This is a genomic window from Neisseria sp. 19428wB4_WF04, from assembly GCF_015235335.1.
In the GTDB taxonomy this organism is placed as follows: Bacteria; Pseudomonadota; Gammaproteobacteria; order Burkholderiales; family Neisseriaceae; genus Neisseria; species Neisseria musculi.
Map to the genome: position 1 here is coordinate 1 of NZ_JADGLG010000026.1, position 12,661 is coordinate 12,661.

Sequence of the window (12,661 nt, forward strand, 5' to 3'; positions counted from 1 at the left end):
CAAAACAAGCAATTGCCCGACTCATGAAAGGTTTGAAAGCGGAGCGGCAAAACAAAGCGCAAAACTGAATGCGTTTTCCACTTCGCACAAAAAATCTGCAACCGCATTGGAGCTGAACGTACACCAAGGATAATTTGCCGGGGGTGGTGCGATTTCTTCTGTTGCCAAGGGTATCGGGCGCGGTCTCGGTACGTTGCCGTCTGAAAACGGCAGCGGTTTGAGTTTATCCGATTTGGGTGTGGAATTGAGAAAATCTGCCTCAGCCGCCGCCGCTTTCTGCCTGCCGGAAAACCAAACGGAATACGATAAATCCCGTTACGGTTTCACAATGTCAATAAATAATGCTGAAAATAAACAATACCAAATACGAAAGCGCCCCGCAAAAGCAGGGCACGGCTTGGTTGCCGGTTGGATACGCAAACGGCGTTGATGATTCGATATACTGTCGGTGTGATACAGAAATCGGCAGGCCGTCTGAAAACGCAACCCGTATTATAATAACTGCTTTTATAAGCAAAAGCCGTCTATGACTATTCAGCCGCATCCGCTACCAATACAAACCGTTACCTTGGCCTTCACCGGTGCATCGGGCATGCCTTACGGCATCCGCCTGCTCGAATGCCTGCTGCAAAGCGGTAAAACCGTGTGGTTGCTGTATTCCCAGGCTGCACAGGTGGTGGCACAGCAGGAGTCAGGCCTTTCCCTGCCCTCATCGCCTTCGGTCTGCCAAGCATTTTTATGTGGAAAATACGGCGTTTCGGAGCAGCAATTGCGGGTGTTCGGCAAAGACGAGTGGTTTGCGCCGCCTGCTTCAGGCACCAATCCCGCCGATGCCATGATTATCTGCCCGGCCAGCATGGGTGTGGTGGCGGCGGTGGCACACGGCACTTCCGACCATTTAATCGAACGTGCTGCCGATGTGTGTTTGAAAGAGCGCCGCCCGCTGGTGGTGGTGCCGCGTGAAGCCCCTTTGTCGGCGCTGCATCTCGAAAACCTTTTAACGCTTGCACGTTTGGGGGCGGTGGTTGTGCCGCCTGCCCCGGGTTTTTACCACCATCCGCAATCGGTTGGCGATTTGGTGGATTTTGTGGTGGCGCGTATTCTCGACCAACTGCGTATTCCGCATACCCTGATACCGAAATGGGGAGAAAATAAAATATAGTTATTACAAAAAAATTATCAAAATTATTGCAGTATTTTCACAATGGGTATTGACAATTTCCAACGCTTTGTTTTAAATTGACCGCATGAACACTTCAAACATTCGCCCCTTTGCTTATTTTTATTGGTACCCCACAAACGTGCGGTACTTTTTTGCGCTTGTCTGAAACAGATAAATTTTAAGCAAATGCGAAACAGAGCCGCCCGATTTCTCAGGCGGCTTTTTTGTTGGTTTTAACAAACCCCGCCGCCTGTAAACAGATAAAAAATACTGAACAGGAGCAAAATATGAAAACCGCCGTCGCCTGCACCGCACACACACAATCTGCCGTTTTACACCGCCTCCATCTGGTTGTGGACGGCAACGGCCACCGCAACGATTTATGCGCAGCCCCATTGCCGGAAACCGAGGGTATCCAAGTGAGTGAGGCACTGCTGCCGCAAATCCGCACCGTTGCCGCGCTGATTGCCGCCATGCGTTATGATTTTGACAGCCGCAGCCCTGCTGTATTTACCGAAGAAGCCGATTGGTTTGCCGCCCGAATCCTTGTTTTGGGGGTGCGCCGTTTCCATCTCGATGTTACCCTCATGCCTATGCTCAAATCGGCCAACCGCCGTGCCGCCGCTTTTGCCGCGTGCCGCAAACTGCCGTTTGTTCCTGCCGAAATCCGCATGAGCCTGCATGCAGGCCGCCCCGCCAATCTGCTGATTGCGGAAACCGAGTGCAGCATGCACGACTGTGGCAATATCGTTGCCAACAGCTTGGCCTTGAAAAAACAGTTGCCTGTTTTTGAGATTTAACCATCAACACATGATTGAAATGTTTGGTAGGGCAGCATAGCGGGCAGGCGTAGTCGGTATCTTGTTTGCAGGGATGGCGGATTCACACATTCTCAGTAAAGCAGGCTGCAAACATTACAGCCTGTGCGGCAAGGCACGGCCACGCCGAAACCAAAATAAAGCGGATTCACTGATTCAATATAACGCCGCATTGCCGCAACGGCGCGATGTACAGCTTTTTCAGACGGCCTACTAACCATCAAGCGATCAAGAAGCAGTAATGATGGGCATATAGATTCAAACAAAATGCCAACAAGAATGGCAAATGTCGGTTTTAATGGCATCCGGCAAGGCTGATTTCAACGGCAATGTCCACGGCAGCGATTTGCTCCAGTTGCCCAGCCAAACCTGCCTATACTTGCGCCGGCCGCTACAGCCATTACTGCGTTATGCTTTCGGCAGATAAAGTTACCTTTTCATAAAGTTACTTTTTAAAGAGCCGGTTTATGCGGGAAGGCCGGCTACTTTTTCAGCCGGCATCGATAACGAATACATCACCGCCGCCATGCAAGATACCCTGCAATGCAGCCGGCACAACCCGGCGGTCAATCCCTCCGACTGCATCACCGATGATTTCCGCCAACAATATAATCACCGCGCACTCCAATATCCACTGCGGCTGCCAGGCTTGCGGCCATCAAACAAACAAGCAATGCTGAGTGCTTCATATCGTCATTTTTTACTATAATGAAATACCGATTCCGCTGAAAAACATTATAAAAATAAAAGGATAAAACATAAAAAAACTCCTGATGTTTCTCGCGTTATCCCCGCTGGCGGCACTCGCGCAGAATACGCCCGCGCACGTTCTGCAAAGCCGGCAGGCCGCTTACCAGGAACAACAATTCCAACAGCGGCAGCTCATGGGGCAAATACAGCACAATCTCACACATTGCGGTGATATCCACGGTTATGGCTGTTGGCAAAACACCTCGCACTCGTCCGGCGGACAGGCGAAAGCACAACAAACCGCCGCGCAGGGAATTGTTCCGCAACACTTGCGCCCGCAATGGCATCCTGCCGGCAACTTCGGCTTTATTTACATCGGCTTGAATTCTAACGCTTTTGCCGACAACGGCTCCTCACCCGGCACGGTCGGCTACGACAGCCTCTCCGATGCCGGTGCCGCCGCCAAAAATGCTCAACGCTTGTGCTTTGACAGCGGTGCGCACGCTCATGAGAGCTGCTGACCGCTCTTTGCCTACCGCAACATGTGCGGTGCGGTAGTGGCCGGTAAATTGCGCAACGGACGCGGCAAGCGATTTTATCCCTCGGCGGCCGTTGTGCATACCAAAGAACAAGCCGAGGCGGCAGCGCTTGCCAACTGCCGCGCCGACAGCGCGGTAAACCCGCGAAGCCGTGAAACCAGAGGAAGCGCGGGCGAAAGTTGCGCCAATGCCACCAAAACCCTGCGATAAGGATAAAACCATGAACCTGAAACTGCTCGTTTGTTTTGCGCTGCTGCCCGGCGGCTGTGTTGCCGCTCCCCATCATGGCAGCGGTGCATCCAATGCCAGCTCCACACGCGCCGCTCGGCAGCAAAACGCCGTCTCGCCGCCCGCCGCACTCTCTGCAACCGTGATCGAGTGTATCTATCAGCAAGGATGCCGTTTGGTTACGCCCTAAAATGCTAAAAATACACGGTATAAAGCGCTTTTCAATGACATTTTTTGCCATAAAAAGTGCTTTTTAATTTTTATAATAGAAAACAGCATCTTGCAGATATGCGGGCTGCACCCCGCCGGAAGCGGGCATAGGCGTAAAGGCACAGAATAGCCGCGAGAGCCCTTCGCCACACCAACAGCCGCTGTTTCACCAGCGGTAGCCATGGAAAACGGCCGACTTGTGCCCGCGCCACTGGATTTGAAAACCGAACAGCAGCGCTGCAGTTTCGAATCCGCCGAACAATGCAAAGCTCGTGGTAATATGCCCGGCAGCAATGCCTGAGGAGAAGCATGGCTCATTACTTCTGCGTCTTAGTGTAAAAATAATGGTTTTATACACCCTCAAAGCAGCAACAGAGCGGATCTGTATTCCTCTGTTGTCTGCAGCCCGCCGGAAACAGATTTTTCCCCATAAGCCGATCCACTTTCAAAATAATGGCGGCATCGTCCGCACCATCATGCTGATACGAACTACGGCTTGTTTTGGCTCATTTTAAAGCGGGGTAGCGGTTCTACAGCGTATAGGTTCACACTTATCTTAACATGCCTCTTAATTGTATTATGTGGCCGTCTGAAATCCTAAAAGCTTTCAGACGGCCTGTGCGGAAGGCGGTCCTTTGGACAGGGGCCCAAACTGGATTTGAAGCCTTTCAACGTGTCAAACGATGGCGCCAATGCCGAAATGCCCGCACCGGTGGGGATGTTTAAAGCAACCATTGGGCAAACGGCCTGCCGCTTCGGCCGGGGAACCCAAAGCCCGTTACCGCTGAAATCCTGCATACAACCAAGCCCGCGGCCGTCTGAAAACCATCGCGGGCACGGGCGGAAACGCCGCCGTACTTTCGCCGGCCATAACGGCTGACATCGAGAACAGTCCGCCAACCGGCAGCCCATCTCGGGTTTGACTCCAAGCAAAATCTATCAGGCACCGCCATAAACGGCAGACTGCACATTACCGGGCTCGATCCCAAACAAAGTCCCGCCAAGTAAACGCCGCCGTACTTTCGCCGGCCATAACGGCTGACATCAAGAACAGCCCGCCAACCGGCAGCCCATCTTGGGTTTGACTCCAAGCAAAATCTATCAGGCACCGCCATAAACGGCAGGCCGCGCATTTCCAACTCAGGCAGGAGTCGGGCACGGGGGGCACCGTATGCCGGCATCGACTGCGTATGCGTACCGTTTGAACGCCTTTCCCGGCCGTCTGAAAGCCGGGAAAACCAAACGGAATACGACAAACCCCGTTACGGTTTCACAATATCAACAAATAATGCTGAAAATAAACAACCCCGAATACAAAAGTGCCCGCAAAAGCAGGGCACGGCTTGGTTGCCGGTTGGATACGCAAACGGCGTTGATGATTCAATATATTGTTTGCGTTATGGTTATTCGGTATCCACCCGTTTTTCGATGTCTTTTAATTTGGAAAATTCTTCCAGCAGGCGCGGGCCGTCGTCTAATGCAACGGCAAATGTCCACAAATACGTCATCACCGCATAGATGTGCCCCGCGCTTACGGTGCGGCTGCCCAACTGTACAACCGCTGTGCCGAACACGACCGCCATGGCCACGCCTATCCATAAAAAGCCCAGTGCTTCCCGGTTAGACAGGCGGATACGCAAGCGTGCCGTGTATCGGTAATGCCTTTGCAGCTGCTCGCGGCCGGCGCTTTCAATCTGGCAGACTTCTTTTTCCAGGCGGTTGTTTAGGCGGGCGTAGAGGCTGTCGTTGGTTTGGGCGTAGCGCGGCAGCATCAGGCCGAATACCAGCAATACGGCCGCTGCGGCCGCGCCTGCCCAAAATTCTAAAAACAGCAGCATTATGCCCGCGCCGATCAAAGAGAAGCCGGACATAATCAATGTGGGCAAATGGATTTCAAAAAAATCCACCAATTCGCGCGACAACATCACCCGTGCGCTGATGGCTGAGGTGTCTGCACCTTGCGCACGTTGGCGCATAATCACGGGCACGGTTAAATCGGCATACATTCTGGCAAACACGCGCGTATCCACGCTGCGCCGCAGTGCGCCCAAGCTCCACGCGGCCAACACGAATACGCTGTATAACAATGCTTTGAATATTTCTCCGCGCACCATTGCATCGATGGCGAATGCGGAAAACAAGGGGTAGGTCAGATAGAGGATGTTTTCCGCCGCCACCAGGCCGAATGTGAACAGCAGGCGTTTTTGATTGTGGCGGGCAAGGTATTTGAGCACCTGCCAATTATCGGTTGCTTTGATTGCCATGATTCCATTCTGCCTGTTGGGTGAAAACGAGCTGCAAATGTTGAAGCTGCTTGATTAATTGGTTTAATTTTTCCAAGCCGAACAGTTCGGCGGTTTGTGTTTCCAGCGCGTGAAGCGCGGCAACCATCGGCAGGGTGCGGCTTGCGCCCGCTTCGCTTAAAAACAGCCGCTTGCTGCGTTTGTCGTGCGGGTCGGCTTCCGTGCGCAGCCAGCCTTTTTCTGCCAACTGCCTGCAGACGAATGACACGGTTTGTTTGGGCAAATGCCATTCTTCGCCGATTTCTTTGGGCGTGGCCGAGCCGTGCCGGCCGATTTGGTATAACACGAAAAATTCATTGGCGCTCAAGCCGCGCTGTTTTGCCCATCGGACGTAAACATCCAATAATGTGGCGCAGGTTTCGGCAAGGGCATCGAAAGGGGAAGGGTTCATGATGGTGCGTTGATAATGTACAATATAGTACTATTATAGTCTGATATTGTACTTTTAGAAAGACTGTTGGCCTAACCCGACAAAGTCTTATCAAACTAAAACGGCGGAAACAGGTTTTTGATTTGAATGGATACCGATAACAGGGAAACAACAGGCCGTCTGAAAATTTTCAGACGGCCTGGTTGCCGCGGTTGCTGCCGTATGTTGCAGGCTGATCAGCGGCGGATTTCTACATAAGCGTTTTCGTGCAGTTCTTTGAGCAGGTTGGCGGTGGCCTGCTCGGCTTTTTGGCGGGCGATATATTGGCGTACGGCTTCACGCTGCCGTTCTTCGGGAGTGCCTGCTTCGCGCACATCGTTCAGTTTGATGATGTGCCAGCCGAACTGGCTGCGCACGGGGCGGCTGATTTGGCCGGGTTTCAGGCTGTGTACGGCATTTTCAAACTCGGGCACCATTTGGCCGTCTGAAAACCAGCCCAAATCACCGCCGCCGGCTGCGCTGCCGTCTTGCGAATATTGGCGGGCCAGGGCGGCAAAATCGTTACCGCTGCGTGCCTGGTTGTAGATTTTCCGGATACCGCTTTCAGCGGCTTTGGCGGCGTTGGCGTTTTCGGCTTTCAGCAGAATGTGCTGGGCGCGGTATTGGCGCGGAGGCTCGCCTTGCGGCAGGGCGGCGCCTTGCTGCTTGGCGTGGGCAATCATGCTGTCTATTTCGGCATCGCTCACGCGGCTTTGCTGCATCACGGCCTGCTGGCGCACTTTTTGGGTGATGATGCTGTCGGCAACGCTGCGGCGCACGGCGGCTTTGCTCACGCCTCTTTGGGCGGCTTGGGCATAAAGACCCTCGATAGTGGTTCTGCGGGATTGGGCGATATCGCTTAAGGCAGCATCGATTTCGGCATTGCCGGCGGTGATGTTGCGGCGTTTGCCGGCCTGAACGATCAGTGATTGGTTGATCAGCTGCTGCAACACCTGGGTACGCAGTTCGGCTTCATTAACATTTTTGCCCAAGCGGCTGCGGGCTTCGGCCATGCCTTGGCGCACATCGCGCTGGGTGATGACTTCGTTGCCGACCACGGCGGCAATGCCGTCTACCTGCTTGATTTCGGCGGCTGGTGCAGTTTGCAGGGCAAAGCCGAGAGCGGCGGCCAGCATCAGGGGTTTGAAATTCATGGTTTGACTACCTCGTTGGTTTTGCTGTAGCCGGGAACGGCCAAGCGCAGTTTTTCGAAGGGGTTGTTGCCGATATTGCTTAAGTCTTTCAACTGCAGGTTGAAAAATACGGCGTTTTTGGTGCTGTTCAGACCGGTTGCGTAGCGTTGGCCGACAACGCTGGCACTCCAGCAGCCGCAGCCGCTTTTATATTCGAGGCCGGCGAGCATTTCAATCGGTTTTCTGCCCTGCATCTCATAATTATAGCGGGCAACGGCGTAAAGGTTTCGGGTAAGCGGCCATTGGGCGGCCAAGTCTATCTGGCGGATTTTGTCGTATAAATATACGCCGTTGTCTTGCAGGTAGATTCTTTCGTTGCGGCCGTATTTATAACGCGCACTTAATACTTTGCCGGGGCCGGGATGATAGAGCAGGGCGGCCGAATAGCTTTGGGCACGGCTTTCGTTTTGGTTGTAGTGGATATCGGTGTCGATGCGGATGCTGTCGGTGATTTGGCCGTTGGCAAATGCCACCCAGTCGGAACGGTTGCGCGGGTAGCGGCCGATGTTGCCATCGGGCTGGACGTTATCGTTTTTCAGGTAAAATTTTTGGCCGATGCCGGCGCGAAACAGTTCGGCACCGCTGCGGGGGTTGAGCAGGCGGGTTTGCACAGCGGTGGAAACGCTGTTGGCCGAATTGACGCGGTCGTTGCCCGAATAGAGGTTTTCACGGAAGAGTTGGTCGTAGCTGAAACTGTTTTCAGAGGTGTCGAAGTTGGGCAGGTCGTTTTGCGATTTGGTGGGGATGTAGTTGTAAAACAGGCGCGGTTCCAGCGTTTGCAGATAACTGCTTCCTAAAAACGCAGTTTTGCGCTCGAAAGTCATGCCGCTGTCGATGTTGAACACCGGCAGGGTAAGGCCGGCGGTGCGGGAAGGTTTGCCGCCGAATGCTTCCAAATCGTAATATGCCGAATGTACGCCGATTTTCGGGCGGATATAACCCCATGAGTTGTGGAAGTTCCATTTCACGCTGGGTTTGACCACCACGCGTTTGCCCGATTGTTTGCTGTTGTGGTCAAAGCGTGTGAATTGGCCGAATACGTCTATTTGGGCATTGCCGATGTTTTTGTTCCAAGCGCCCTGCAGGCGCGGCATGATGGCGTAGGGTTCGTCTTTATAGCCGTAGATATTGGCCAGCGTTTGGTATTTCTGCACGGTGAAGTGGCCATCGAACGCGCCATTCCATAAAGTGTCGTTATAGTTCAGCCAAACTTGGCGGTTGAGATTGACATTGGTGGCGATGTCGTCTTGGCCGTAGAAATCGCGGTAGTAATTGTTGTCGGAAACGCGGTTATAGTCGATTCCGCCGCTGAGCTTGGAAGTGAACTGCTGGTTGTGGTTCAACTTAAACTGGTAGCGGTTGCTGTGTTCGCTTTTGCGGTCATCGGGCATCCAGGTGCCTTCGATTTGGCCGGCGTATTTCGGCTGCAGATAGCGGAACTGGCCGCCGATGCGCGCGCCGCGGCTGCCGATAACGCCGGGGGTGATGGTGGCATCGTAATTGGGTGCAAGGTTCAGGTAATAGGGCAGATCCAGCTCCAGGCCGTCTGAACCGAGGCCGACAGTGGGAACCAACAGGCCGCTTTTGCGGTTGCCGTTGAGCGGAAAATCCGCCCACGGCGTGTAGAGAACGGGCACACCGCCGAACACCAGCGAAGCGCCTTTGGCCACGCCGATGCCGGTGTTTTGGTCGGCCTCGATGCTTTTGGCTTTGATATACCAGCCCGCGTCTCCGGGCGAACAGGTGTTGAATCGGGTGTTGGTCAGTTTGTAGCGGCCGTTGCCCTGCATTTCGGCGGTTTTGCTCACGCTTTGGAGGCGGCGGCCGTTTTGCTCGCTTTCCAAACGGGTGTTGTGCGCGGTGCCGGTGCCTTCGGCCAGATTGTATTGCACGCCTTCGCCGGTAACGGTGGTGCCGTTTTGGTAGAGCACGAAAGTTTCACCGGCGGTAACGGTTGCGGCTGCCTGGTCGTAATCCACCCATTGCGCGTTCAATATCTGGCCGTTGCGCTCGATTATCACACCGCCTTCGGCACGCACTTTAACGTTGGTTTGACCCTCCACCGAATCGGCGGTTATGCGGGTGTAGTCGGCGGGCAGCGGTTGACCGCCGCTGCGTTCGATTTCCGGTATGGCATATGCCGCTGCCGCGTTTTTCAGTTTTTCGGGCGTACATGTCAGGCAGGTATCGCCCAGCGGCAGGCCGTCTGAAGCCTGCGCCGATGCCGCTGCGCCGAAACCCATGCCCAGGGCGAGCGCCACCGGTTTTAATGAAAATAAACGAGCCAAAGTCTCACCTTAAATCGGTTTTGCCAGTTAGAATAGCGGCTATTCTAACCTGAAAAATCAAAAAAACCATCATGCAACGACAAACCGAACTGAAAAACTGGCTGGAAAAGGTTTATCCGAACCGGGCTTTTGAATTGAGTTTTGCCGCCGCCGATGCAGATTTCCGGCGTTATTTCCGCGCTGCTTTTTCAGACGGCGGCACGGTTGTCTGCATGGATGCGCCGCCCGATAAAATGAGTGTGGCGCCTTATCTGAAAGTGCAGAAATTATTCGATATGATAAATGTGCCGCAGGTTTTGCATGTGGATGAAACGCTTGGTTTTATGGTGTTAAACGATTTGGGCAACACCACTTTTTTGGCCGCCATGCAGCAGGCGGATAATGAGCCGGCCGATAAAGCACTGCTGCTTGAAGCCATTGACGAGCTGGTGGTTTTGCAGAAAAACAGCCGCCCCGGCCAACTGCCCGAATACAGCCGCGAAGTGATGCTGCGCGAAATCAACCTGTTTCCCGAATGGTTTGTGGCCAAAGAGCTGGGCAAAACCCTGAATTTCAAGCAGAGCGGATGGTGGAACCAAACCGTTGAAACGCTGCTGCCGCCCCTGTTGGCACAGCCGCAGGTGTATGTGCACCGCGACTATATCGTCCGCAACCTGATGCTGGCCGAAGGCCGCCCGGGCGTGCTCGATTTTCAAGACGCGCTTTACGGCCCGGTTTCCTATGATTTGGTGTCACTCTTGCGCGATGCCTTTATCGAATGGGAAGAAGAGTTTGTGTTGGATTTGGTTATCCGCTATTGGGAAAAAGCACGCGCCGCCGGCCTGCCCGTGCCGGAGCAGTTTGACGAATTTTACCGTTGGTTTGAGTGGATGGGCGTGCAGCGCCATCTGAAAGTGGCGGGCATTTTTGCGCGCCTCTATTACCGCGACGGCAAAGGCAAATACCGCCCCGAAATCCCGCGCTTTTTAAATTATCTGCGCCGCACCTCGCGCCGCTATCACGATTTGGCGCCGCTGTATGCGCTGCTGGTGGATTTGGTGGGCGATGAAGAGTTGGAAACGGGCTTTACTTTCTAGCGCCCTGCCTGCTCCGAAACTGTTTTTCAGACGGCCGGGGCATTCGGAACGGCCGTCTGAAAGGCTGGATGGACAACAAACACAGCATTGCTAAAACTGACTGCAAACCCACACCGGATTACAACAGCGCAGCGTAAAAAACACCCTGCCGCTTGCAACCGCTGCCTTTTGCCCCTATTCTGCACCCACCGGCGCGTACGCCGCGCCATTATCAAAGGAAAAACTTCCATGAACCAAACCAAATTCTTTGCCCTGTCGGCCGTTGCCGCGCTCGCTTTGAGTGCCAACGTTTATGCAGCCAAAGAAATCAAAGTGGCTTCCAACAACACATCCTACACTCAAGACAATGTGCAGAAACTCGCTGCCACTGCCGTAAGCATGGGGGTGAAAGAGCCGGTCAGCCTGAGTTTGGCGGGCGGCAGCCTTACCGTTTCCGGCAGCAGTGCCACCAAGTGCGTATTTAAAGTGGGCGACGGCGACACGCCGAAAATCCAGGGCGTAAACTGCAAATAACGGTTTTCGGGTTTCATTGCGCCCATTTGCAGAACCGGGCCGCAGCGTATTCCAACGCTGCGGCCTGCCGTTTTCAGACGGCCTCAATCTTGATAAGATGCCTGCATTTGCAAACCGTTATATCAAGAGAAGTGTGATGTGGCGTTATATTTTCCAACGCTTGCTGCTGCTGGTGCCCACGTTGTTGGGCATTTTGGCGGTAACGTTTGCCGTTATCCAGTTTGTGCCGGGCGGGCCGGTGGAGCAGATGGTAGAGCAGCTCACCCAAACCGGTGCGGGCGGCGAAACGGCGGCGGCAGCGGGCGGCATGTTTAAAAACGGCAGCCGCCTGAGCGCGGAAGACATGGCCGCGCTCAATGCTTTATACGGTTTCGACAAGCCGCCGCTTACGCGCTTTGCCGAAATGGTCGGCCGCTTTGTGCGCTTTGATTTGGGCGAGAGTTTTTTCCACCATCAAACCGTGTTCGAGCTGGTGAAAGAAAAGATGCCGGTGTCGATGAGCTTGGGTTTGTGGACGTTTTTTCTCACTTATTTGATTTGTATTCCGCTGGGTATTGCCAAAGCCGTGCACGATGGTTCGCGGTTTGACGCGGTATCGGGCGCGGTGGTGTTAATCGGCTATACCGTGCCGCCGTTTGTTTTGGGTTTGGTGCTGCTGGTGCTGTTTGGCGGCGGCAGCTTTTTTGCTTGGTTTCCGCAGGGCGGTTTGGTGGGCGACGACTGGGAAATGCTCGGCACGGCAGCCAAAATCAAAGATTACCTCTGGCACATGGCCTTGCCGGTAACGGCTTCGGTGGCCGGCAATCTGGCGGTGATGACGGTGCTTACCAAAAACGTGTTTCTCGAAGAAATCCGCCGCCAATATGTTTACACCGCCCGCGCCAAAGGCCTGCCCGAGCGGCAGATTTTGTGGAAACACGTGTTGCGCAATGCCATGATTCCGTTGGTTACGGGCTTTCCTGCCGCTTTTATCGGCGCGTTTTTTACCGGCAGCCTGCTGATCGAAACCCTGTTTTCGCTTGACGGCTTGGGGCTGCTTTCTTATGAAGCGGTGATGAAGCGCGATTATCCGGTGGTGATGGGCACGCTGTATGTGTTCACCCTGATGGGGCTGCTGGCCAAACTGCTGTCGGATATTTCATATTCTTGGGTGGATCCGCGCATTCATTTTGGTGGGCAGAAATAATTAACGGAGAATCAAATGGCTGTTTGGGCCGGCAGCATCTCTTCGA

At 54.0% G+C, this 12,661-nt stretch carries 13 protein-coding genes; 8 read left to right on the forward strand and 5 right to left on the reverse strand.

The genetic code is table 11. From position 1 onward, the window contains the following. The first annotated feature begins 526 nt into the window (after window positions 1-526). From IR141_RS07125 to IR141_RS07140, 5 genes are all read left to right on the forward strand, one after another. On the forward strand, window positions 527-1,162 hold the full coding sequence (locus tag IR141_RS07125) for a flavin prenyltransferase UbiX (protein ID WP_135035198.1): 636 nt from the start codon (window positions 527-529) through the stop codon (window positions 1,160-1,162). A gap of 287 nt (window positions 1,163-1,449) precedes the next feature. Further along, a complete protein-coding gene (locus IR141_RS07130) occupies window positions 1,450-1,962 on the forward strand; it encodes a hypothetical protein (protein WP_135035201.1) in 513 nt (170 codons plus the stop codon). Window positions 1,963-2,753: 791 nt separating this feature from the next. After that, entirely contained in the window at window positions 2,754-3,191 is a 438-nt protein-coding gene (locus IR141_RS07135) for a hypothetical protein (RefSeq protein ID WP_135035204.1), read from the forward strand. Window positions 3,192-3,284: 93 nt separating this feature from the next. Beyond that, on the forward strand, window positions 3,285-3,419 hold the full coding sequence (locus tag IR141_RS13835; protein WP_255518804.1) for a hypothetical protein: 135 nt from the start codon (window positions 3,285-3,287) through the stop codon (window positions 3,417-3,419). A 10-nt stretch (window positions 3,420-3,429) separates the two neighbouring features. Then, complete coding sequence (locus IR141_RS07140; RefSeq protein WP_135035208.1) at window positions 3,430-3,627, forward strand: hypothetical protein; 198 nt, start codon at window positions 3,430-3,432, stop codon at window positions 3,625-3,627. On the opposite strand, the gene IR141_RS07145 is transcribed toward IR141_RS07140, so the two are convergent. From IR141_RS07145 to IR141_RS07165, 5 genes are all read right to left on the reverse strand, one after another. Beyond that, complete coding sequence (locus tag IR141_RS07145; RefSeq protein ID WP_135035210.1) at window positions 3,624-3,965, reverse strand: hypothetical protein; 342 nt, start codon at window positions 3,963-3,965, stop codon at window positions 3,624-3,626. The genes IR141_RS07140 and IR141_RS07145 overlap by 4 nt on opposite strands. Before the next feature lie 1,085 nt (window positions 3,966-5,050). After that, window positions 5,051-5,911 carry an ABC transporter six-transmembrane domain-containing protein gene (locus IR141_RS07150; RefSeq protein ID WP_135035213.1) on the reverse strand — a complete coding sequence of 287 codons (861 nt, stop codon included), beginning with the start codon at window positions 5,909-5,911 and terminating at the stop codon, window positions 5,051-5,053. Continuing rightward, window positions 5,889-6,341 (reverse strand): MarR family winged helix-turn-helix transcriptional regulator, encoded by a 453-nt coding sequence (locus tag IR141_RS07155; protein WP_135035216.1) that lies wholly within the window; start codon window positions 6,339-6,341, stop codon window positions 5,889-5,891. Before IR141_RS07155 ends, IR141_RS07150 begins: the two co-directional genes overlap by 23 nt. A gap of 215 nt (window positions 6,342-6,556) precedes the next feature. After that, window positions 6,557-7,513, reverse strand: a complete 957-nt coding sequence (locus IR141_RS07160; RefSeq protein WP_135035220.1) for a peptidylprolyl isomerase — start codon at window positions 7,511-7,513, stop codon at window positions 6,557-6,559. Beyond that, a complete protein-coding gene (locus IR141_RS07165) occupies window positions 7,510-9,840 on the reverse strand; it encodes an LPS-assembly protein LptD (RefSeq protein WP_135035223.1) in 2,331 nt (776 codons plus the stop codon). Before IR141_RS07165 ends, IR141_RS07160 begins: the two co-directional genes overlap by 4 nt. Window positions 9,841-9,911: 71 nt before the next feature. Between IR141_RS07165 and amgK the strand changes: the two genes are divergently transcribed. From amgK to IR141_RS07180, 3 genes are all read left to right on the forward strand, one after another. Then, complete coding sequence (amgK, locus tag IR141_RS07170; protein ID WP_135035226.1) at window positions 9,912-10,916, forward strand: N-acetylmuramate/N-acetylglucosamine kinase AmgK; 1,005 nt, start codon at window positions 9,912-9,914, stop codon at window positions 10,914-10,916. A 228-nt stretch (window positions 10,917-11,144) separates the two neighbouring features. Continuing rightward, entirely contained in the window at window positions 11,145-11,429 is a 285-nt protein-coding gene (locus IR141_RS07175) for a hypothetical protein (RefSeq protein ID WP_135035229.1), read from the forward strand. A gap of 136 nt (window positions 11,430-11,565) precedes the next feature. After that, a complete protein-coding gene (locus IR141_RS07180) occupies window positions 11,566-12,615 on the forward strand; it encodes an ABC transporter permease subunit (RefSeq protein WP_135035284.1) in 1,050 nt (349 codons plus the stop codon). Window positions 12,616-12,661 lie beyond the last annotated feature (46 nt).